Consider the following 24,022-nt stretch of genomic DNA (forward strand, 5'->3'; position numbering starts at 1 on the left):
CTAATTTTTCCTCTCCATTAGGTAGGTTCTCACTTGGGCTAAAAAGTATAATGAGCCCGTGATAATCCTAACTGTTTTTTTCTCTTCATTTTCTGATAATTTTTTGTCTAGAAATTCCTGCCAACTTTGGTAGTTGAGATTTCTAGAATCAGCCATCTCTTTCAAGACTTTTTCATCCGTCGCCCGACTATCCTCAAAATGAGTTAGTGTAATCTTAGTATTGGACAAAGTTTCTAGCAAGTCCAACATATCCTCCAAGGCCTTGGTTTTGATACAAGTAAAGAGGATTTCCTTCTGATAGTCCGTAAAGCGTTCTTTCAAAGTAGCCAACAAGGCCTTGATGGCATGGGGATTGTGGGCCCCATCTAAAATCATCAAGGGTTCCCTATAAATAACTTCCAAGCGCCCAGGCCAGCTTGTTTCTTCCAAAGCTTGAGCCACTAAAGCATTATCTGGTAATTTCTGACCAGTCTCTTTGCAATAGCTATCTAACAAGGCCAGCGCCATCCCAGCATTCTCTATCTGGTGCAAACCAAGCAATCCTGTTTGGAAACGACCTTGTCTGATTGAGCTTGAATAATCAAAAATTTCGCCCGTCTCCACACTCTCATGATGGCTAACTTGATAATCTTCCCCATAAGCAAGCCTAGAAGCTTGTTTCGCTTTCGCAATCTGATCGATAACCGACAAGGCTTCTTGGACAATGTGTCCTGTCACTAGAGGAACTCCTTGCTTGATAATCCCTGCTTTCTGCTCTGCTATGGCTTCCAAGCTATCCCCTAAAAGCGCTACATGGTCTAATCCGATAGTCGTGATGCCTGTTAGGATAGGTTGACAGACATTAGTACTATCCAAAAGTCCGCCCATACCAACTTCCATAATCGCCACATCGACTTGCTCAGAAGCAAAATAGTCATAAGCTATAGCAGTGATAATCTCAAATTCTGTCGTTCCTTGCAAGGCTTGAGCATGCTCCCCTTCAAGTAGTGAACGATAATCCACCATCAAGGACTCTAATCTCGCTTCTGGGATAGATTCCCCATTAATGACAATCTGATCGGTATAATGAATCAGATAAGGAGAGCTAAAGACACCAACTCTTAGTCCCATCTTTTCCAACAGATTCTTCAAAAAGGCTATAGTAGAGCCCTTTCCATTGGTCCCACCAATATGGATAACCTTGAGTTTAAGATGAGGATTACCACGTAAGGCTAATAGCTCCACCATCCTCTCCAGACCAAAATGCGGTTGATCTGTCCGGTAGTTTGCTATCCACTGGTTCGTTTCGTTTTTATTCATGTTATTTATATTGTTTCAAATCTAAATTTTCCGCATGGTCTGCCATACGGATAGCAGACGCAATTTCGACTGCCATCTTATGACTAACTACATCGTGCACACGTACTACTTCTACACCCTGTCTTGCAGCGATACTGGTTACATGAGCCGAAGCCGTATCTCGATTGCGGAAGCCAGCTTCTGTATCTGGATTGACTTCAAAACCGTTTTCTTCGAGGATATTGATGACAAATCTCTTGCGGGAAACTCCAAGAAAGATTGGATAGCCCTTCTCGTGCAATTTACCAAGGTCACGTAAGAGGACTAGATTTTCCTTCTTGGTCAAGCCAAAGCCAATCCCAGGATCCAGCATGATGTTTTCTTTCGAAATTCCTGCTTTTTCCGCTCTTGCTAGAGCACGGTCAAAGAAGGCTATCATCAATTCTTCTACTGGTAGTTGTTCAAAGTCTGCTAAGTCTTCCTTTGTAAAAGTCTCTCCAAATCCAAAATGAGGAAATATGAGTGAACTAGGGTGCTGAGGGCGTGCCATGACTGGATTAAACATGATGACTACCCGAGCTCCAGCCCTAGCAACCACCTCTGCCATCTTCTCATCACCCATGAGTCCTGTAATGTCATTGACTATATTAGCCCCAGCTCGTAAAGCCGCTTCTGCCACCTGACTCTTCCAAGTATCTACCGAAATCCGAACATCACTTTCTTGACGAATAGCCTGAATGACTGGAATCACACGCTGGATTTCCTCTTCAATCTCAACATAGCTACTTCCAGGTCGAGTAGATTCTCCACCGATATCTAAGATAGTAGCTCCTTCAGCAATCAATTTTCGAGCCTGTTTCAAGGCTTCGTCTATAGCAAAAAACTTGCCCCCATCAGAAAAAGAATCTGGGGTGACATTGATAATTCCACAAATAGATGTTTTTCTAAGATTCTCTCTTTTTATCACACTAGTCTCTCAATTTTCATTTAGATTGGTATCTCTCTATTTTACTGTTTTTTTTGGATTCTGTCCAATTATCTTTCAGTTCCTTAATATCATTAAGACTACAAAAGAGCGCAAAAAAAGGAGAAGCTGAGTTCTCCTTTTTTATATTCTTATTTTTCAGTCAAAGCTGCAAGTCCTGGAAGAACTTTACCTTCAAGAAGTTCCATTGATGCTCCACCACCAGTAGAGATCCATGAGAACTTGTCTGCACGACCAAGGTTGATAGCTGCGGCAGCTGAATCACCACCACCGATGATTGATTTAACGCCTGGTTGTTTCACGATAGCGTCCATTACACCGATTGTACCAGCTTGGAAGTCAGGGTTTTCAAATACACCCATAGGTCCGTTCCATACAACTGTTTTAGCACCAGTCAAAGCTTCGTCAAATTTAGCGATAGATTTTGGACCGATGTCAAGACCAAGGAAACCTGGGTCAACTGCTTCACCTTCAGTGTCTTTCACTTCAGTGTAGTCAGCAAATGCGTTCGCTTCTTTTGAGTCAACTGGCAAGATCAATTTGCCGTTGGCTTTTTCAAGAAGAGCTTTCGCAACATCCAATTTATCTTCTTCTACAAGTGAGTTACCGATTTCGATACCTTGTGCTTTGTAGAATGTGTATGTCATACCACCACCGATAAGAACTTTATCAGCTTTCTCAAGCAAGTTTTCGATAACACCGATCTTGTCTGAAACTTTTGAACCACCAAGGATAGCCACGAATGGACGTTCTGGAGCTTCAACAGCTTCTTGGATGTAAGCAATTTCGTTTTCAAGAAGGAATCCAGCAACAGCTTTTTCAACGTTTGCTGAGATACCAACGTTAGATGCGTGTGCACGGTGAGCTGTACCGAATGCATCATTTACGAAGATACCATCTCCAAGTGATGCCCAGTATTTACCAAGTTCAGGATCGTTTTTAGATTCTTTCTTGCCGTCAACATCTTCGTAACGAGTGTTTTCAACCAAAAGAACTTGTCCATCTTCAAGAGCGTTAATTGCAGCTTCCAATTCAGCACCACGAGTTACACCTGGAAGGAATGTAACTTCTTGACCCAATTTAGCAGCCAAGTCAGCAGCAACAGGAGCAAGTGATTTACCAGCTTTGTCTGCTTCTTCTTTTACACGTCCAAGGTGAGAGAAGAGAATCGCACGTCCACCTTGTTCAAGGATGTACTTGATAGTTGGAAGAGCTGCAGTGATACGGTTGTCGTTAGTAATCACGCCATCTTTTACAGGAACGTTGAAGTCAACACGAACGAGAACTTTTTTCCCTTTCAACTCAACGTCTTTAACAGTCAATTTTGCCATTTGGAAAGACTCCTTAATTTTTTTTACGTGTTAATTATATCACAAAATCAATAAAAGAGATAGCAAAACCTTAAACTTTTATCCACAACAATTTTTCTCGATTAATTCAGGACAGTGCCTTGTAACTACGACAGAATACTCTACCATTTTTATTCTCCTCCCCTATACAAAAAGATTTGACTCTTAAAAGTCAAATCTTTTTTATTAAATATGAAGTCAGTGTTAGATACACTCTCTATCTTAATCTTCTTTTTTCTTTTGAGCTAGCAAGCCAAAACCACTTAAAACTCCGACCAAGCCAAGGGCAAGAGGATTTGCATCTACTTCTGTACCTGTACTTGGAAGTTGTTTTCCTTCAATTTTTTCAGCTTGTGCTTCTGTTTTTGCTGGTTCTTGCTTCGCTGCCTGGCTTGCTTGAACTGGCGAAACGGATGTTTCAGTCTTAGGCTCTGTTTTTCTAGTTTCCTTCTTAGTATCTTGAGTCGCTGGAGCAGGTGTAACTGGTCTGTCACCTGGTACTTTAACTACTTTTGGACCGACTTCAACAATCTCAGTTACAGCTTCCTTGAGAACTTCCGTTCCCTTAAGACTGCGATATCCTTCAGTATCAATCTCTACAAGGTTTCTACGAAGACCTGCAACTCCTACTTGAACCAAGCGTCGTTCTCCTACTGGGAGGCTAGGATTTACTCTTTCTTCATGTCCATATGCAAGAACTTCTTCTTCCACAACCAAGCTTGGTTTCTTAACTTCTAAGACTTTTGGACCGTCTAGCGGTTGAACACGGCTTTCTACCTTCGTACCAACTTCAGTGATTTCTGCAACTGCTTCCTTGACTACTTCTGTTTTAAGAAGAGTACGGTTACCTTTGGCATCTACTTCAATCAGACGACGAGTCTGACCTTCTACACCTACCTGAACAATACGACGTTCACCCAACAAGAGGTCTCCTGATGGACGTTCTTGGCGTTCGAAGGCTTGAGTTTCTGTTTCAATCACTAACTCAGGTAGCGCTTCAACTGTTGGCGCAGTTTCTCCTTCTTCTAAGCTACCCACATGATGACTTTCTTCTGCAGAAGCTAATTTCTTATTCAGCTTTTCTTTCATGTCCGCAAAGGCTTCTGGAGTTGGCGTTTGTGAAGATAATAAAGCTTCAGCTTGCGCAATCAACTCAGATTTAGGATCTTTTTCAAGGACAGATTCGAGCAAGCTTTCCAATTCTTCTCTAGCAGTTTGATAACGTTGATTGCCATCCAATTCAGTACCAGCTTGTTTCAAGTCATTCAAGGCCTGGTTGACTGCTTCTTGACTAGCATCATGATTTTCTAAGATAGCTTTCGCTGCATCAAGCTTCTCAACAAGAGCTGCTTGTTTTGCTGCATCAGCAAATGTATAAGCTATTGTTTCTTTGCGTCCTTGAGCAGATGTGATTTCTTGTTTCAGATATTCGTCGTTAATGGCTGCCTTAGGTGATACTAAAACATCAAAGTCGACAGTTTGTCCTTGATAGTGCAACTGAAGTTTTTGACGGCCTGTTTTTTGAGAATCATAGCCTGTAATTTCGACTCCTTGGTCTGTAAAGCTATGTTCAGTCTCCGTCTCATCATCATACAAGACCTTGAAACGTCCTTCTGATAAGTCTAGAGCATCACCTACCAAGTAGTCAATTTTCGGTTGCTTGCTAATATACAAGGCTGCGACTTCTTTTGGACCAGTTTCTTCACCAGTGACTTGAACCTTAAAGCTACCTGCAACTGGAAGACCAAGATAGGTTACTGTTAACTCTTGTTCGCCATGATGGTGAGCATCGTAGCCGTTGACTACAACACCAGCATGACTAAGGTTGATGACTTCATCTGCTTCTTCACCTTCGTATTTGACACGGAGAAGACCACCTTTAAGATTCAATTCCTCACCAACTTGATAAGTTGCCTTTTTAGGTGCTACTTCTAGACTGACAGCCTTAATCTTTCTTTCATCCTGAGGAATCGTCACAGCAAGAGTATTACTGATTTCTTTCCCTGGCAATTGTGTTCGGTAATAAAGAAGACTTGGACGTTTTTCAAAGCTCAATGGTTCTGTCGCCAAATCCCCTCCAACTGCTGTATTTAAGGTAGCTATTGGAGTTTGTGAATCTGCCTTGTCATAGACTGTGATGGTTGCCCCAGCAGGAGCTTCTGAGAAGCCGAGCTGAACCTTATTGTCAGTTAGAACACGCGCTGCAACTTTACTCATTGGAATGTTTTGGCTCTCCGTATCAAGAGTTTCATACATCTTCCAGTTGTAGATACGAATGGCTTTCCACGGTGTTCCATTGTCAGACGTGATGACATTCAAGCGCCAGTCTTGCGCAGTGATTGGGCTATCAAGGGTGATATCCGAAACATGGGCTTTATTGCCACGAACAGCTTTAGCTAGTTTCCATTCGCCTGCTTCATCTTTGTAGTAAAGGTCAAAGTCTTTGGTGTTCATCAAGCCATCATTAACAGACTCTCCACCAGCACCGGCATGATCCATGACCCATCTAACGACACGGCGTGGTTGTGTCAAACGGATATCAACGCTACCACTCAACTGAGCAGAAGACCATTTATCAGATAGGCTGGTGATGGTACCATTCAACATACCTTCGATACCTTCTCCACCTTCTGTATTTTGGAAAGTACTTCCGATAACAGTCGCTCCTGGAACGATGTTTGCTGCTAATGGTCTTGGAAGGCTTGTATCTTGGACAGTCATTCCCCACTCGAAGTTTGTAGTTGCTGCTTCAGAACGAAGACCATTCTTCCCAACTGCGACAACCTTCAACTCTTGACTGGTTCCAGTCGCACTAGCTGAACGACTGACTTTTGGTAGGTAAATAGTAGTTGCTGATGATCCTGTCAATAGACGCCAAGCATCGCCATCCTTTTCATAAACTTCATAGAAGTCAGCATCTTTGTTACCTGTAAATTGAACAATAGCTTCCGCTTCTTGGGCATTTTTGAGAGATTGTTTGGCTACTTTAAGAGCAGTCGGAGCCTGAGGAGCCTCTTGATTATCTGTCACAGTCAACTCACCCAAGTTAAATTGGTAATCCTTAAGAGCAACAGTATTTTCGAAAGTAAGTTTGATACCGTAAATGGTCTGACCAGCCAAGGCACTCAAATCAAATTCATCTTTTGTCCAATCGTCAGATAGAGTCAGTTCCTTACGAGCATTCTCGCCACCATAGGTATAGTTTTTCTGAGTCGCAAATTCTACATAAACCTTGCTTCCCTTGCCACCTTTATGGGCAACACGAAGTTTCGTTTTATCCGTTACTTCCAGTTTGGTAGAGTAAAGACGAACGTCTTGGTTGGTGTTTTCGGCTAAATCACCTGCAAACTTGAGTGAGTTTCCTCCATTGTAAGCATCTTCAAAGTCATAATCAGCTTGGAGTTTAGCAGCTGAAGATGTTTGCCACCAACGCCATGTAGGCAAGATACCTGATACAGAACGATAGTTCCATTCAGAATCCTTGGAAACTTTACCGTCCACAAACCATTTTTTACCATGTCCTGTGTTAAAGGATGTTGTAAAGCTACGGCCTACTGCTGGTGTGCGGTCAGCTACGAGGTTGGCAATCCCGTACCAGTCCTTGTCATCTGGTTTTTGACCAGTTGGATCTCCTTGGTAACCTGTGAAGAAGATATTTTCATTCTTATGATAGTCTTCGCCTGTCTTACCAAGACTCGTGATAGTATCTGGGGCAAAAAGTCCAAGTGATAAGCGAAGTTTGCCATTCTCATCAAAAAGGGCATCCCATTTCACTTTTGTCTTGTAAGAACCACCTTGTTGCAATTCCAAACCTGCAAAAACATCATACTGACTGCGTTCTAGCCATTTAGCCATAGCTACAGAGTAATCATTTTTCTCTTTAGTCCAGTTAAAGTTGGCAAAGAAGTGGTCTGCAGGAACCTTGTCCCCCTCTTTTTGCATGAATGGATAGTTGTACTCCCCAAGTCCGTCCTCGTGATAACGACCATATTCATAGGTCATGGCATCGTACCAAGAATATTTGACAGGATGGTTGACTTTGGCAGCATATTCCTTGGTATAAAGCATGAAGTCACGCATCTTCTTACCAAGAGGCGTTACAATATCACCTGTTGTTTCTTGGTTGATAAAGTAACCATCAAAGCCGTAGTATTTAGCCAAATCAACTAACTTGCGAGCAATAGGGAATGTTCCGTCTTCGTCTTGTTGAAGGGCTGCAGCAAATTTTTCTTGGTCTGCAATACTGTTAGACCAGTTGAAGAATAGAGTACCTAATACTGGGACACCATTACGGTGACCAGCATCAATCACGTCTGGAGTTGGAACAAGCCCTTCCCAGAAGACCATGGAATTCAAGTATTGCCAGTAGTCAAAAGCATAGGCCTTAAACTCTTCACCACCTACAGAAGCATGATCTTTAGCCTTAGAGTTGGTATTAGCAAGAGCCTCAACCTTAGCATCCTTATTGGCTTTTTCATTGACAACATGTCCACGATAGCGCTTGGCTAAGTCTACTGAGGCGCGGTTAATAGCGTCATCTTCACGGGCACCTGGTTCCCATTTCAACAAATCTTCCCAGGTGTCAAACTTAATTTCTTTTGGTCGAAGACTTTTTTCTTCTTTCTTAGGAACATCAGAGACTGTTGCTTTTTCTTCTGGCTTATTTTCTGTAGTAGCAGGCGCTTCTTCCACCTTAGGAGTTTCAGCAGCTGGACTAGTGGCTTCCTTATCACCTGCAGTCAATTGATCCAAGGTTGGCTTTTCTTCTGAAACTGGTTGCTCACTTTCCTTGTCTTCCCTTGCTTCTAGCTCTTTCAATACTTCTGGTGCTGGTGTAGTTGCTTCTGCTGGAGTAGTGGTTGACGGTTGCTCTGAAGCTACTGCTGTAGTTGTTCCATTTTCTGGAACGATAGACTCTTCTGCCAAAGCTGGGCCTGCAAATAGAACTGAACCAATCATCAATGAACAGGCACCCACCGACAATTTTCGAATACTATAGCGACAACGTTTTTCAAAAAATGGATTCTTCATCTTTTTCTCCTTTGACTTCCTCTTGAAAGTAAGCGCTTTATTTTTGAATTAAAAAAGTAGCTGTTCCAAAAATAAACAGAACAGGTCATTTTTATTTTACGATATTTAGAAAAAGAGTCAACACTAGCCCTTCAAGAACTATAAAGAAGTGAAGAATTAATATAAATTAGACAATCATCTGCCATTTTTCGAATTAAAACAACATTTTTCTCAAAAAAGAGCATTTACTACTTGTTAGATTTACTTTTATCCTTTAAAATAGAATGGGAGAAATTCCGCGATTATTTTTCGGAGGAAAAAGAAAATGTCCATTAATTGGCAGGAAATTATTTTTCACTTTTTAGGTGGTCTGGGACTATTTTTGTATAGTATCAAGACCATGGGAGACGGTTTGCAACAAGCTGCTGGAGACCGCCTTCGATATTACATTGACAAATACACAAGTAATCCCTTCTTAGGGGTCTTAGTGGGGATTGTCGTCACTGCCCTCATCCAGTCAAGTACAGGTGTAACGGTTATTACGGTTGGACTGGTCAGTGCTAGTCTCCTCACCCTTAGACAGGCCATCGGGATTATCATGGGAGCCAATATTGGAACAACCGTAACGTCCTTTATCATCGGTTTCAAACTTGGCGAGTATGCCCTACCCTTGATTTTCCTTGGAACCATGTTCTTATTCTTTACAAAAAACCGTACTGCAAATAATATTGGACGTATCCTTTTTGGTGTGGGTGGTATCTTCTACGCCCTCAACCTCATTAGTGCTGGGATGAGCCCTCTTAAAGACTTGCCTCAGTTCAAGGAATACATGGTTACCTTGGGGCAAAATCCTATCTTGGGAGTTGTGGCTGGTGCTGTCATTACCGTTCTGATTCAGGCATCTTCTGCAACCATCGGGATTCTACAAGGTCTTTATGCAGGTGGATTCCTCGACCTCAAAGGGGCACTACCAGTCCTATTCGGAGATAATATCGGTACAACCTTAACGGTTATTATCGCAGCAGCCGGAGCAAATGTTTCTGCTAAACGGGTTGCAGCAACACACGTTACCTTTAACGTTTTAGGAACCATCCTCTGCTTAATCTTGTTAGGCCCATTCACTTCGATGATCGAGTACTTCCAGGCACTACTTCACCTCTCACCTGAGATGACGATTGCCTTCTCACACGGTGCCTTTAACGTAAGTAACACCATTGTACAATTCCCATTCATCGGTGCTCTGGCTTACTTTGTTACTAAGCTAATCCCTGGTGAAGACGAAGTCGTTAAATACGAACCACTTTATCTGGATGAACAACTCATCAAGCAAGCTCCTTCTATCGCTCTAGGAAATGCCAAGAAAGAACTCTTGCACTTAGGAAACTATGCGGTTAAAGCATTTGACCTTTCTTATGACTACATCATCAATTCTGACGAGAAAGTAGCTGAAAAAGGGCACAAGACAGAAGAGGCTATCAATACAATCGATGAGAAATTAACACGTTACCTCATCAGCCTTTCTAGTGAAGCATTGAGTCAAAAAGAGAGTGAAGTCTTAACCAACATCCTTGACTCTTCTCGAGACTTGGAACGTATCGGTGACCACGCTGAAGCTTTGATTAATCTTAACGACTACTTGCAACGCAAGAATGTTCAATTCTCTAACTCAGCCTTAGAAGAGTTGGAAGATATTTACCATCAAACAAGCGATTTCGTTAAAGATGCTCTTGAGAGTGTTGAAAACAATGACCTTGAAAAAGCTCAAGCTCTTATCGAACGTCATGAAGCCATCAACAAGATGGAACGCGTCCTCCGTAAAACTCACATCAAGCGCCTCAACAACGGTGAATGTTCTACACAAGCAGGTGTCAACTTTATTGATATCATTTCACACTACACTCGTGTGTCAGACCACGCTATGAACCTTGCTGAAAAGGTTTTGGCTGAACAAATTTAATACTCAATGAAAATCAAAGAGCAAACTAGGAAGCTAGCCGCAGGCTGTACTTGAGTACGGCAAGGTGAAGCTGACGTGGTTTGAATTTGATTTTCGAAGAGTATAAGATAAAAAAATGCTTTGATTCGTTCGAATCAAAGCATTTTAAATAGCTCTCCAATCATAAAGGAAGAGGCAGCTGCACCCTTGTACCTTGCTTCTTCCTTTTTGATATAGCGGGCCAGATTAACTAACTCTGGCGCTGGTGTTCTAGGATTCTTGAGGAGTTCAAGTGTGACTAGCCCTGAAAGTCGAACTGCAAGCAAGCGCTCATTGGTGCTGGGCAATTGCTTAGCAGTTTCTAGGAGTGCAGCCACTAAATCTTCACTCAAGTTTTGACGGGCATGATTGTAAAGGTCCCGTATCAAGGTTTCTAGGTTTGGTTCTTCCATACCTATCACCTCCATCTTTTTAGTTTAATAATTTTTGATCAAATCTACAGTAGAACGATCCAATTTTTTAACCAAGGCTTGTAGGAAAGCTTGGGCTTCAAGGAAATCATCCATGGCATAAAGGGTTTGATGAGAGTGGATATAACGAGCGCAGACACCGATTGTTGTTGATGGGACACCACCATTTTTCAGATGAGCTGCACCTGCGTCAGTTCCACCTTTTCCACAGTAGTATTGGTACTTGATACCAGCTTCTTCAGCAGTTGTCAAAAGGAAGTCCTTCATGCCTGGGAGAAGCAAGTGACCTGGATCGTAGAAACGAATCAAGGTTCCATCACCAATCTTACCTTGACCACCATAAACATCACCTGCTGGTGAGCAATCCACCGCAAGGAATACTTCTGGATCAAATTTAGTTGTAGATGCATGGGCACCACGAAGTCCAACTTCCTCTTGCACATTTGCACCGAGGTAAAGTTCATTTCCCAGTTTTTGACCTGACAAGCTTTCTGCCAACTCGCTAACCATGAGAACTCCATAACGGTTATCCCATGCTTTTGAGATGATATTTTTTTCATTAGCAGTTAGGATTGCGCTACTATCTGGAACGATGGTATCTCCAGGACGGATACCAAAGCTTTCAGCTTCTTCCTTATCCGCAAAACCACCGTCAAAAACGATATCTGAAATAGCTGGCATGGTTGGGCCACCTGTGCCTCGAGTCAAATGTGGAGGAACTGAACCTGAGATGACTGGAATTTCACGTCCTTGGCGCGTAAAGAGTTTAAAGCGTTGGCTGCTGACAACCATAGGGTTCCAACCACCAATGCTGACTACTCGGAAGGTCCCGTCTGGCTTGATTTCACTAACCATAAAACCAACTTCATCCATGTGAGAGGCTACCAAAACACGAGGTGCATTTTCAACTTCTGAGTGTTTAACCCCAAAAATACCACCCAAGCCATCAGTCACAACTTCATCTACGTGAGGAGTAATTTTTTCACGAAGATAAGCGCGAACAGGTGCTTCATGACCTGAGATAGCGGAAAGTTCTGTTACTTCTTTGATTTTAGAAAATAATGTTGTCATTTCTATCCCTTCTTTCTTTCAACCATTTTACCACTTTTTATAGGAGAAAGGTAGTGGAAATCAACATTTTACCAAGTAACTTACTCTTATAACAATAAAAGAATCACAAATGTGATCCTTCTTCTCTTGTATTTCGCTTTAATGAAAAATGGTCTGGCACTGGATCTTTACCCGTTTCAGACCAAGGATGGCAACGTAAAATCCGAGCCAAGCCCATCAAAACTCCCTTGAAGCCATGTTTTTCAATAGCCTGAATCATGTAATTTGAACAAGTGGGCTCAAAGCGACAAGAGGGGGGAAAGGCTGGTGAGATAAAGCGTTGGTAAAAGCGCACTGGCGCAATTAAGATTTTTTTCATTATTTATTATTTGTTACAGCCATGGTGTGTAGCTGGCTGATTTCTTTTTTATTGAGACGGCGTGATTCTCCTGGACGAAGTCCTGTCAAGTCTAAATGTCCAAAACGTGTCCGAGACAACTTATCCACTTGGAGCCCAACTGCTTCAAACATCTTTTTAACTTGGTGATTGCGTCCTTCATGAATGGTTAGCTGAACAACCGAACGGTTTTTAACAGGATCTACTTTGAGAATTTCATAGACGGCCGGCTTGGTTTTCTTGCCTTCAATTTCAACGCCTCGAGTCAAAGGACGGAGGTTTTCTTTGTTGGCAATCCCTTTTACACGCGCAACATAGACTTTGTCGATCTCATTTCGAGGGTGAATCATCTCGTCTGTAAAGTCCCCATCATTGGTCAAAATCAAGACTCCAGATGTGTCCCAATCCAAACGTCCCACAGGGTAAATCCGTTCTTTCACATTAGGCAAGAGATCCACAACAGTCTTGCGACCCTTGTCATCTGTCACACTGGAAATCACACCGCGCGGTTTGTTAAGCAGATAGTAGACTTTTTCTTCGTTGTAGATTGGTTGGCCTTCAACTTCGACCTTGTCGCCTGACTTAATGGTCGTTGCTAGTTCACGTACTACCTGTCCGTTAACCGTCACCAAGCCTTGCTTGATCAACTCTTCTGCTTTTCTCCTACTGGCCACACCTGCGTGGGCAATATATTTATTGATTCTCATCTTCTTCTATCCTTTCACCAAATAATTGGCTTTCTTGTGCTTGAATATCAAGTTCATCTATCACTGGTAATTCTTCCAGATGATTAATACCCATGTAATCTAGGAAATAATCCGTAGTTACATAGAGATTAGGGCGACCCAAAACCTCTTTTTTCCCGTCTTCCTTTATCAGATCAAAAGCCTGCAACTTTGCCAAGGCTCCACTCGAGTTGACCCCACGGATGGCATCAATTTCTATCCGTGTGATAGGCTGCTTATAAGCAATGATGGACAAGGTTTCTAGCGCAGCTCGAGATAGACTCTGGTTGATGGGCGCCTTAGAATATTCTTTCAAAATAGCTGCAAATTGAGGCTTGGTTACCAATCTATAGGCACCACCTGTCTCAATCAAGGCTAAACTGGAATCCTGGTCTTTTTCATACTTTTTGGCTAATTTTTCAAGACTTTGCTGAATCCCAGTCGGTGGCAAAGAAAGGAGTTCAGCCAACTGGCGAATCCTTATCCCCTCTTCACCCGCTACAAACAAGAGCGCTTCTATTTCTGCTAAAGTACTCATATTTCCTCTCTATCAAGCCTGACTTTGTTCTACTTGATTTTCGTCTTTCTTTTTCATGAGATAGATATCTCCAAAGCTCTCTTTTTGAATTAAGAGAATTTCTTGGGTTTTAATCAACTCCAAGGTCGCTAAAAAGAGCGTGATGACCTCTTGTAAATCCTTGGTTTCTTTAAACAAATCTTGCAAGCATAATTGCTGACCTTCAAGTAAGGCTTCTCGGACGATAACCATCATATCCTCAATCTTGTACTCATCTCGTAAAATGGTTGTGTGACTTTGCGAGAATTCTTCCTTTTTCTTGGAAAGCAAGTTTGAAAAGGCTAAGAAAAGATCGATAGTAGTCTTATCGTGGACAAGTTCAGCATCCTCATAAATCAACTCTGTCGGCGCTTTTGAGTAATACTGAGCTCGTTCTTGATGCTTGGCTTCCAACTGCTCTCCCAAAAGTTTAAACTTACGGTATTCTTCGATTTGAGAAAGGAGGTCCTGCTCCAGGTCATCCTCTAGGTCTGTCACTTCTGCAACCTTTGGCAAGAGCTTGCGACTCTTGATCAGCATGAGTTGACTAGCCATGACCATGTACTCACCTGCGACTTCCAAACGCATAGCTTGTAATGTCGAGATATAGGCTAGATATTGCTCGATAACCTCTGTAATCGGCACATCATAGATATCCATCTGGTACTTTGAAACCAAGTGCAAAAGAAGATCCAAAGGCCCTTCAAAATCTTTTAATTTAATATCCATTATCTATATTTTTCCAAGGTCATGACTGTCTTTAATCCTAATTTTTTAGCAATTTCGTACAAGTCAACCTTTTCTTCGATTTGTCTTAATATAAACTGTTCTCTCAATCCTTGGGCAGATAAGTCTGAAAAACCTTTTTCCTTTAGAAAGACTTCTAACTGACGAAAGGCCCACTGACGGGAGTATGGCTTCCCAGCTTTTTCAAAGAGATAGGTCTGCCCCATCAAGGGTTCTAACTCTGCAAGCAAGTTTGTGGGAAGGCTCAAGATTCTTTGTTGAGAAGCTTTATTGATTCTCAATACTTGAAAGTCTAGATTCACATCACTTGTTTTTAAGGCTAGAATTTCACTTGGTAAGAGGCCCAATTCAACTATCAGTAAGGCCAACAAGCGTCCCTCTGGATAGGCACTTTCTTGCCAGAAAGAACTGAGGTCTAAAAGTTCTGACTGAACTTGCTTTTTCTCAGCCTGTTTTGGTAATTCTAAACGATAAAAGGTACCAATTTCCCCCTTCTGGTATAAAAAGTAAAGAAATTGATTGCAAGCAGAAACCTTACGCTTTTGGGCACTGATTTTAAAATTTGATAGTTGAGCTTGGTAGATTTTTAAACTTGTCTCAGAGATTCGTTCTCCAATCAAATCTAAAAACTGCTCCAAGTCATACTTATAGGATTGCTTAGAATTTACAGACAAACCTTGTTTTTCTTCTAAAAATGCTGAAATTCCTTCTCTCATTTGCTTCGAATCTCATATTCCTTACTAAAGTCATGCAAGAGAGCATTGATAGCCTTGAGGATTGACTTCCGTGTGATAATCCCTTGGAAAATACCATCCTTATCAACGACTGGTAGGAAAGACTCATCCACTAACTTATGCAAAACATCCGTCAGTGTATAGTCTGGACTGACAACTGCTACGTCCTTCTTGGTCATATGTACGATATCAGTATCTGCCATAGCTTCCTGACTCAAGCCCTGCTCCATCTGGTAGGCCAGAATGTCTCTAAGTCCAATGGTTCCGACAAATTCTTTCTCATCAGTCACTACTGGCACTCTGGTATAGGTCATCTGGCTAAGGAGGAGAATTGCATGATCTGCATTGTGGCTATCAATGAGTACAGCCAAATTTTCAGCAGGAGTTAAAAAGGTTTCCTCTTGCTCCAGTAAAAACTGTTCAAACTCTTTGGCAATCATCGAGCAAACTCCTTGGATAAGCCTGGATAGACCTCATGGTTACGGGTCAAAAAGTCCACTTTAAAATAGCTATCATCAATCTCTACACGGGCATAGAGACACTCTCTGATGGTCCCACGTGGCTGACTGATAGAACCTGGATTTAAAAAGAGGGTCTTTCCTTCCATCCAAGCATTTGGAACATGCAAGTGACCATAAAGACAAATATCCGCATCTTCTTCCTGCGCCCAGAAATCAAGCTTTTGGAAATTGAAGTTAATATCAAATAAGTGTCCATGGGTCTGGATGATCTTGGTAGGGCCTAGTTGAGTCACCAAGCGTTCTGGATAATCTGAATAAAAGTCCATATTTCCTCTGACGACCTGAATCCCTTCCCACAGGGGTGAATCTGGGCGAAGCTCAGAGTCTCCATCGTGAAAAATAGCATCGACTTTCCCCAGATAACGGTTACGGATTTCTTCTACAATCAAGCTATCTCCGTGGGAGTCACTCATTACAATGATGGTTTGCTTTGCCATGATGGAAATACCTCCAAAAGTTTCTTAACGGCTAAGGCACGGTGGGATTGACTATTTTTTTCTTCGAGGGTTAATTCAGCTGATGATTTGCCAGTTTCTCCTACTAAGAAGAGCGGATCATAACCAAAGCCATTTTCACCCTTAGGTTCAAAGTTAATGTAGCCTGGCCAGTCAGCTTCGACAACCAAGCTTTTCTTACCTGGGCTCGCTACGACCAGGGTGGTATGGAATTGTGCCGAACGGTCCTTGAGTTCAAAGACCATGGCTAATTCGTGCAAGAGTTTAGCATTGTTTTCTTGGTCAGTAGCCCCTACTCCTGCAAAGCGAGCTGACCAAACGCCTGGCAATCCACCGAGGACATCGACTTTAAGACCAGAATCATCTGCTAGAACCATCTTGCCTGTTAATTTAGAGATGGTTTCAGCCTTAAGGCGAGCATTTTCTTCAAAGGTCATACCAGTTTCAGCAACTTCAGGCAGATCTGGGTAATCATTGAGATTTTCTACATCATAACCTAGTTTATCAAAGATAGCACGAAATTCCTTGGTCTTACCTTCGTTACGAGTCGCAATCAGCAAAGTTTCTCTGACCTTATTTGTCTCAAAGAAATCTTGAACGTTGACTCCTTCTTTAGGCAATTCCACATACAGAAGTTGTCCATTTTCAACTAAGAGCAAGGCACCCTGACGTTGAATGACTTCCAGATTTCGTCCCATTTCTTGGTTAAGTATATCTACCACAAAGGACAATAAACGATAGGGAGAATCGTAGCGTAAAACGGTGACTGAAAGTGGAAAGCCTCGCTCCTCATCTCGAAAGATTTTGGCTAAATCAAACAAAGGAAACGCTAAGTCATCATCCGTCAAAGTCCGAATGCCACCAAAAACACTGTAGGATCCAACATACCAGTCCTGGTCGTCCTTGTATTCATAAATTTTGTTTGTCATAATGTTACATGCTCCACATGAATCTCTTTTTCCAGCCATTCTGCTCCTATCTGGGCAAAACTTTGGCTATTTGCAGTTGTATAAAAACGGTGTTGAAGGGGCGCCGCATCTCGGCTACGGTTAATCTCAAAGTAATTGAGCAAGACTGAAATATCACGCACACACTCAGCTCCACTATCGATCAGCTGAACCTTAGGTCCCATGACATTTTGGATGATAGGTCTAAGGAGCGGATAATGGGTACAGCCCAAAATTAAGCTATCTACTTTTCCGACTAAGGGACGCAAGGTTTCATAAACGACTTTCTTGGTCACACTGGTCGATAGGGCTCCTGACTCGACCAAGGGAGCAAACTTAGGGCAGGCCAAGCTTTCCACTTGTAAATCTGGGTCTAGATCATGAATCTTTTGTCGATAAATATCTGATTTTACCGTCATTGGAGTTCCAATCACACCGATTTTCCCACCTTGACTTGCTTTAATAGCTGCTGATGCACCAGGCAAAATCACACCCAGCACCGGAATATCCAACTTAGCTTTAATCTCTTCCCAGACGACTGCCGTTGCTGTATTACAAGCAATGACAATCATCTTAACATCCTTGGTCAAAAGAAAGTTGACCAGCTGCCAAGTATATTCACGAATCTGCTCAGCAGGACGGGGACCATAGGGAGCCCGTGCCGAATCTCCAATATAGACGATTTCTTCATGAGGAAGTTGGCGCATGAGTTCACGCACAACCGTCAAGCCCCCGACACCCGAATCCAAAAAACCAATTGGTCGATTATCCATACAGTCTTCTTTCTAGTATTTTTTCTGATTGATAGTTCATTATCATTACATTTCTTCCTGAAATTTCTGACAGACTGGGTAGCTCCCGACTGTCTCCCTCTTAATCATAATCAAATATCAATAGAATGCAAGGAAAAAGTCTTGTCTCTAAATATCAGTCAAACATAGTGAGAAGTCTGGAACTTTCATCCCAGACTTTTCCTATTTATTTCTTTTTATTGTTAGCAAGGGCTGCTTTTTGTTGGCGAATGATTTGGTGGTAAACTTGTTGTACTTTAGCTTCGCTTGGCTTTTGACCATTTGCACTTAACAGAGTACGAACTGCTTCTGCATTCAAACGTGGGTTATCCGCAAATTCTTTTTCGATTTGCTTGCGCACCAAGTACATACCTCCAAGAGCTCCTCCTAGAAAAGCTAAAAGAATCAATACAATTGCTAAAATAAGGTTCATAACATTTCTCCTGTTTCTTTTTGAATCTTCTATATTATACCATAAAGTCCCACGCCTGACTAGTTTGAGTTACGCTTTCATAAGGGTTGGTAATTACTCAGATTATTTTTTATCTCTGATCTTTTTCAATAGAATTAAAAAGAACTAAAATTTGGTAAAATAAGGTCATTTTCCCTGAAAGCCCTTGCAATAGTTTTGTTTATTTGTTATATTAAGATTATCTGAAAAAATCACACATATTTCTGCAAGACTTATTTTTTTAAAAAGAAAATGTATGCGCTTACAGATTTAAGAAAGGAGAATTTTGTGGATAAGAGATATTGGGAAAAATCCTGTAAGTATAGCATCCGCAAACTAAGTGTCGGAGCTGCCTCTGTTTTACTTGGTGCTGTTTTTTTAGCAGCACAGGGTGTAGCCGCTGATGGTGTCGAGATTCCGGAAAGTGAGGCAACCATTACTGAAACCTCTGCTAAACCGGATACCAAAGTTGAGGAAGTTGTTACTTCTAACACAGAGACTCAGCCTGTAGCTGAATCAGCTGAAAAGCAAACAAACCCAGGGACAGAACTACCTCAAACTAGTAGTCAGTCAGAGACAAGTGCTACTACCGCCCCTGCTGACAATAAGGAGAGCGAGAAACCAGAACTTCCTGTGAACAAGCAAGAACATTACGAACTACATTACAACCAACCAACTGCTCCTTCCTATGATGGATGGGAAAAACAAGCCCTGCCAGTCGGAAATGGAGAAATGGGTGCCAAGGTTTTCGGACTCATCGGTGAAGAAAGAATCCAGTACAACGAAAAAACACTTTGGTCTGGAGGGCCACAGCCAGATAGTCAAGACTACAATGGAGGAAACTACAAGGACCGCTACAAAGTCTTAGCTGAAATCCGTAAGGCCCTAGAGGACGGTGATCGTCAAAAAGCCAAACAACTAGCAGAGAGAAATTTGGTTGGGCCAAATAATGCCCAATACGGTCGCTACCTAGCCTTCGGTGATATCTTCATGGTCTTTAATAACCAGAAGAAGGGCTTGGAAAATGTTACTGACTATCATCGTGGCTTAGACATTTCTGAAGCTATCACAACTACCTCCTATACTCAAGATGGGACAAGTTTCAAACGAGAAACCTTCTCTAGTTATCCAGACGACGTCACTGTTACCCACTTGACTAAAAAGGGAGATAAGACGCTTGATTTTACCCTTTGGAATAGCTTGACTGAAGATTTGATTGCTAACGGAGACTATTCTTGGGAGAATTCTAAGTACAAACAAGGAACTGTGAGCGTTGATTCTAATGGTATTTTACTCAAGGGAACTGTCAAAGATAATGGTCTGAAATTTGCTTCCTATCTTGGTATCAAGACTGACGGACAAGTCACTGCTCAAGATGGTTATTTGACTGTCACTGGAGCCAGTTATGCAACACTGCTACTCAGTGCCAAGACTAATTTTGCTCAAAATCCAAAAACTAATTATCGCAAGGATATTGACGTAGAGAAAACTGTCAAATCTATCGTAGATGCTGCCAAGGCAAAAGACTATGAAACTCTGAAAAATGAACACATCAAGGACTATCAAAGTCTTTTCAACCGTGTCCAATTAAACCTCGGAGGTAGCAAGTCTAATCAAACTACAAAAGAAGCTCTTCAAACCTATAATCCAACAAAAGGCCAAAAGCTAGAAGAACTCTTCTTCCAATACGGACGTTATCTACTGATCAGTTCTTCTCGTAACCGGACAGATGCCCTCCCTGCCAACTTGCAAGGAGTCTGGAATGCTGTAGATAATCCACCTTGGAACTCAGACTACCACCTCAATGTCAACCTACAGATGAACTACTGGCCTGCCTACATGAGCAATCTCGCAGAAACGGCTAAGCCAATGATCAATTATATCGATGACATGCGCTACTATGGCCGTATAGCTGCTAAAGAATATGCAGGTATCGAGTCTAAAGAAGGTCAAGAAAATGGTTGGTTGGTTCATACTCAGGCGACACCATTCGGCTGGACTACTCCTGGTTGGAACTACTATTGGGGTTGGTCTCCTGCTGCCAATGCTTGGATGATGCAGAACGTCTATGACTACTACAAATTCACCAAGGATGAAACTTACCTAAAAGAAAAGATTTATCCAATGCTCAAGGAAACTGCTAAGTTCTGGAATTCCTTCTTGCACTACGACAAGGCTAGTGACCGCTGGGTTTCTTCTCCATCCTACTCACCAGAACATGGAACCATCACGATTGGGAATACCTTTGACCAATCTCTAGTTTGGCAGCTATTCCACGACTATATGGAAGCAGCCAATCATCTCAATGTTGACCAAGATTTGGTGACAGAAGTGAAGGCTAAATTTGATAAGCTCAAACCACTTCATATCAACCAAGATGGTCGTATCAAGGAATGGTACGAAGAAGACAGCCCACAATTCACTAACGAAGGCATTGAAAACCACCACCGCCACGTTTCCCATCTAGTTGGTCTCTTCCCAGGTACTCTATTTGGCAAGGATCAGCCTGAATATCTAGAAGCTGCACGCGCAACCCTCAACCACCGTGGAGATGGTGGTACTGGTTGGTCTAAGGCCAATAAAATCAACCTCTGGGCCCGTCTCCTAGATGGAAATCGTGCCCACCGTTTGTTGGCAGAACAGCTCAGATCTTCAACCCTAGAAAATCTCTGGGATACCCACGCGCCTTTCCAAATTGATGGAAACTTTGGTGCAACAAGCGGTATGGCAGAAATGCTCCTTCAGTCTCACACAGGCTACATTGCCCCATTACCAGCCCTTCCAGATGCATGGAAAGACGGGCAAGTCTCAGGCTTAGTCGCTCGTGGTAACTTTGAAGTCAGCATGAAATGGAAAGAGAAAAATCTTGAAACGCTATCTTTCCTTTCTAATGTTGGTGGAGACTTAGTCGTAGACTATCCAAATATCGAATCTAGTATTATCAAGATTAATGGCAAGGAAGTTCAAGCTAGTCGCCTCAAAGATAACCGTATCCAACTTGCGACTCAAAAAGGTGATGTCATTACCTTTGAAAACTTCCCTGGACGAGTGACTCGCTTATCAGCCCTTCGAAAAGATTCCGTCACAGCTGAACTCGACTTTAACACAGTTGAGGGAGCAAGTCATTATGTCATCCGACGAGAAAGCAAGGATGAAAACAGTCAAACTCCTAGCGTTCGTGAGTTTATCACCAACCAAACTCACTTCATCGATCGCTCGATTGATTCTAGCCATGCCTATACTTATACCGTTAAGGCTATGCTAGGAGATCGTACAACACCAGTTTCAGATCCTGCTTCTATCGATGCCTTCAGTGAGTTGATGGATGACCGTGATAAGCGCATCCAGTACGGCTCAGCTTATGGAAACTGGGCTGACTCAGAACTCTTTGGTGGAACAGAGAAATACGCCGATATCTCAAATGGAAATTACTCCGATAAGGATGCGACTGCAACTATTCCATTCAATGGACCTGGTATTGAAATCTACGGACTCAAGTCATCTCAATTGGGACTTGCTGACGTTAAAATAGATGGCAAATCTGTTGGAGAACTTGACTTCTATACAGCAGGAGCAACTGAAAAGGGTGTATTAATAGGCCGTTACACAAATCTATCTTCAGGTTCTCACCTCATGACCATCACTGTTAAACGAGAACATAAAGGACGTGGAAGTGAACGCTCAAAAATTTCCTTAGATTACTTCAAGGTTTTTCCAGGACAAGGAGCAACTGTTGAGAAAATCGACGACCGTGACCCTCGTATCCAGTATGGTTCCATGTTTAAGGATTGGAGCGATGCAGAACTCTATGCTTCTACAGAAAAATACGCTGACATCAACGCTGATGATAGCCTCGCTTCTGAAGCCGCTGCAACCATTCCATTCTCTGGAACAGGTATCCGAATCTATGGATTAAAAACGGCATCACTAGGCAAGGCACTTGTCACACTGGATGGAAAAGAGATGCCCGCCCTTGACTTCTACACTCCGGGAGCGACTGAAAAAGGAGCTTTGATTGGCGAATTCACCAATCTAGCTGATGGTGATCACGTCCTAACTTTGAAAGTAGATCCAGATTCTCCAGAAGGGCGAAAGAAAATCTCTCTTGATTCCTTTGATATCTTAAAGGCACCATCTGTGTCTCTCGATAGTCCAAGCCTTGATCCTATTAAGTCCAAAGATAAGACTGTTACCTTAACTCTACCAACTGGTAATTGGGATGGAGTCGCTGTCACTTTCCCTGGTATCAAAGATCCTCTTCTACTCAGAAAAGTCGATGATGATCATCTTGTCACATCAGGTGAACAAACTGTTCTAACCATTAAGGATAACAAGGTCCAACTAGACATCCCTGAAACTACAGATCGTAAAGCCGGTAATTCGATAGATGCTTATGCCATCCAAGGTACAACAACGACTAGTCCTGTTGTAGCTGTCTTTCCTAAGGACGAAACTGCTCCAGTTGAAGAAAAAATCCTTACAAGCAAAGGAGATGAGCCTGCTCCAGTTGTAACCATTCCTGAGTACACAGATCCTATTGGTACTGCTGGCGAGCAGACGGCACCTACTGTGGAAATTCCTGAATACACAGATCCTATTGGTACTGCTGGTGAGCAGGAGGCACCTACTGTGGAAATTCCTGAATACACTGGTCCTATCGGAACTGCTGGTGAGCAGGAGGCACCTATTGTAGAAATTCCTGAATACACTGGTCCTATCGGAACAGTTGGGGATCAAGAGGCACCTACTGCGGAAAGACCTGAATATACCAAACCTATTGGAACAGTTGGGGATCAAGAGGCTCCTACTGCGGAAAGACCTGAATATACCAAACCTATTGGAACAACTGGGGAACAGGAAGCGCCTACTGCGGAAAGACCTGAATATACCAAACCTATTGGAACAGGTAGTGGTCAAGCCTCGCCAAGTAACACAGTTCCTGAGTTTAAACTCAAAGTATTGAAAGACAAGACTACAAGAGTTCAAGTTATTAGTGGCACAACTGAACTAGGAGGCGCAAGCTACCTCGACAGTCAAAAAGTTGAAAATAAAGAACTCTTGGGCAAGAAATACGATGCTTACGCTCTTCAACTCAAGGATAAAGATGGACAGCCAGTTCAACCAAAAGGTGCTGTACTCGTTCGACTACCAGTATCCGGTGATATTCAAGAACTCTATCAATTAACTTCAACAAATGAATTAAAACCACAAGAATTCACCATTCGAGACGGTATGATTGAGTTTATTACTTTTGACGTGAGCACCTACGCTATTGTCTACAAGACAGAAGGCTCAACTGTTAAACCTGTCCCAGCTCATACGGAAGAAAGAAACCTAGAAACCACAAAACCATTAGTTGAAAGTAATGAAGCAAATGATCAGGTCTCTACGAATGACAAACAACTCCCAGCCACAGGTGAACAAGCTAGCCCTCTCCTCTTTATAGCAGGTCTCAGCCTAGCCTTATCGGCTACCTTCTTACTAAAAGGTAAGAAAGATTAAACATTGTCCCCCTAGGAATATAGATTTATTCCGCTATAAAAAAGGATGGAAAATCATTCCATCCTTTTTCTATTTCAATAATATACTACAAATCAAATCCTATTCACACCTTTTGAAA

18 protein-coding genes are annotated in these 24,022 nt (G+C 42.3%); 2 read left to right on the forward strand and 16 right to left on the reverse strand.

Going from position 1 to position 24,022, the window contains the following annotated elements; all coding sequences use genetic code 11:
* The 4 genes from ACESOD_RS08095 to ACESOD_RS08110 all read right to left on the reverse strand — a co-directional run bounded on the left by ACESOD_RS08095 (position 1) and on the right by ACESOD_RS08110 (position 8,643).
* On the reverse strand, positions 1-1,299 hold the full coding sequence (locus ACESOD_RS08095; protein ID WP_060955262.1) for a bifunctional folylpolyglutamate synthase/dihydrofolate synthase: 1,299 nt from the start codon (positions 1,297-1,299) through the stop codon (positions 1-3).
* Between the two features lies 1 nt (position 1,300).
* Entirely contained in the window at positions 1,301-2,245 is a 945-nt protein-coding gene (gene folP, locus ACESOD_RS08100; protein ID WP_373094911.1) for a dihydropteroate synthase, read from the reverse strand.
* 149 nt (positions 2,246-2,394) lie between these two features.
* On the reverse strand, positions 2,395-3,594 hold the full coding sequence (locus tag ACESOD_RS08105) for a phosphoglycerate kinase (protein WP_301559548.1): 1,200 nt from the start codon (positions 3,592-3,594) through the stop codon (positions 2,395-2,397).
* A gap of 240 nt (positions 3,595-3,834) precedes the next feature.
* Complete coding sequence (locus ACESOD_RS08110) at positions 3,835-8,643, reverse strand: endo-beta-N-acetylglucosaminidase (RefSeq protein ID WP_373094914.1); 4,809 nt, start codon at positions 8,641-8,643, stop codon at positions 3,835-3,837.
* Between the two features lie 304 nt (positions 8,644-8,947).
* Between ACESOD_RS08110 and ACESOD_RS08115 the strand changes: the two genes are divergently transcribed.
* Positions 8,948-10,579, forward strand: coding sequence for a Na/Pi cotransporter family protein (locus ACESOD_RS08115; RefSeq protein WP_373094917.1), 1,632 nt, complete (start codon positions 8,948-8,950; stop codon positions 10,577-10,579).
* 134 nt (positions 10,580-10,713) lie between these two features.
* On the opposite strand, the gene ACESOD_RS08120 is transcribed toward ACESOD_RS08115, so the two are convergent.
* The 12 genes from ACESOD_RS08120 to ACESOD_RS08175 form a co-directional block, all read right to left on the reverse strand.
* Positions 10,714-11,010, reverse strand: a complete 297-nt coding sequence (locus tag ACESOD_RS08120; protein WP_223338283.1) for a bacteriocin immunity protein — start codon at positions 11,008-11,010, stop codon at positions 10,714-10,716.
* A gap of 24 nt (positions 11,011-11,034) precedes the next feature.
* Complete coding sequence (pepA, locus tag ACESOD_RS08125) at positions 11,035-12,099, reverse strand: glutamyl aminopeptidase (protein ID WP_049527706.1); 1,065 nt, start codon at positions 12,097-12,099, stop codon at positions 11,035-11,037.
* Between the two features lie 103 nt (positions 12,100-12,202).
* The gene (yidD, locus tag ACESOD_RS08130; RefSeq protein WP_060955256.1) at positions 12,203-12,457 is read right to left on the reverse strand and encodes a membrane protein insertion efficiency factor YidD; all 255 of its coding nucleotides are present in this window, start codon (positions 12,455-12,457) and stop codon (positions 12,203-12,205) included.
* Positions 12,457-13,182, reverse strand: coding sequence for a pseudouridine synthase (locus ACESOD_RS08135; protein WP_223338284.1), 726 nt, complete (start codon positions 13,180-13,182; stop codon positions 12,457-12,459). The genes yidD and ACESOD_RS08135 overlap by 1 nt, the downstream gene beginning before the upstream one ends.
* Entirely contained in the window at positions 13,169-13,738 is a 570-nt protein-coding gene (gene scpB / locus ACESOD_RS08140; protein WP_070458687.1) for an SMC-Scp complex subunit ScpB, read from the reverse strand. The genes ACESOD_RS08135 and scpB overlap by 14 nt, the downstream gene beginning before the upstream one ends.
* Before the next feature lie 12 nt (positions 13,739-13,750).
* Positions 13,751-14,485, reverse strand: a complete 735-nt coding sequence (locus tag ACESOD_RS08145; RefSeq protein ID WP_070458689.1) for a segregation/condensation protein A — start codon at positions 14,483-14,485, stop codon at positions 13,751-13,753.
* Positions 14,485-15,219, reverse strand: coding sequence for a site-specific tyrosine recombinase XerD (xerD, locus tag ACESOD_RS08150; protein WP_373094923.1), 735 nt, complete (start codon positions 15,217-15,219; stop codon positions 14,485-14,487). The genes ACESOD_RS08145 and xerD overlap by 1 nt, the downstream gene beginning before the upstream one ends.
* The gene (cbpB, locus tag ACESOD_RS08155) at positions 15,216-15,677 is read right to left on the reverse strand and encodes a cyclic-di-AMP-binding protein CbpB (RefSeq protein WP_373094926.1); all 462 of its coding nucleotides are present in this window, start codon (positions 15,675-15,677) and stop codon (positions 15,216-15,218) included. The genes xerD and cbpB overlap by 4 nt, the downstream gene beginning before the upstream one ends.
* On the reverse strand, positions 15,674-16,195 hold the full coding sequence (locus ACESOD_RS08160; protein WP_001118959.1) for a metallophosphoesterase: 522 nt from the start codon (positions 16,193-16,195) through the stop codon (positions 15,674-15,676). The genes cbpB and ACESOD_RS08160 overlap by 4 nt, the downstream gene beginning before the upstream one ends.
* The gene (locus tag ACESOD_RS08165; RefSeq protein ID WP_075228734.1) at positions 16,171-17,142 is read right to left on the reverse strand and encodes a nucleoside-triphosphate diphosphatase; all 972 of its coding nucleotides are present in this window, start codon (positions 17,140-17,142) and stop codon (positions 16,171-16,173) included. The genes ACESOD_RS08160 and ACESOD_RS08165 overlap by 25 nt, the downstream gene beginning before the upstream one ends.
* Positions 17,139-17,933, reverse strand: coding sequence for a glutamate racemase (racE, locus tag ACESOD_RS08170; protein ID WP_049503242.1), 795 nt, complete (start codon positions 17,931-17,933; stop codon positions 17,139-17,141). The genes ACESOD_RS08165 and racE overlap by 4 nt, the downstream gene beginning before the upstream one ends.
* Positions 17,934-18,138: 205 nt before the next feature.
* The gene (locus tag ACESOD_RS08175; protein WP_001048970.1) at positions 18,139-18,384 is read right to left on the reverse strand and encodes a YneF family protein; all 246 of its coding nucleotides are present in this window, start codon (positions 18,382-18,384) and stop codon (positions 18,139-18,141) included.
* A gap of 306 nt (positions 18,385-18,690) precedes the next feature.
* Here ACESOD_RS08175 and ACESOD_RS08180 point away from each other — a divergent pair, with 306 nt between their 5' ends.
* Positions 18,691-23,904 (forward strand): SIALI-17 repeat-containing surface protein, encoded by a 5,214-nt coding sequence (locus ACESOD_RS08180; protein ID WP_373094931.1) that lies wholly within the window; start codon positions 18,691-18,693, stop codon positions 23,902-23,904.
* Positions 23,905-24,022: the final 118 nt, after the last annotated feature.

Origin of the sequence: Streptococcus oralis, from assembly GCF_964238205.1 — a bacterium.
In the GTDB taxonomy this organism is placed as follows: domain Bacteria; phylum Bacillota; class Bacilli; order Lactobacillales; family Streptococcaceae; genus Streptococcus; species Streptococcus oralis_CZ.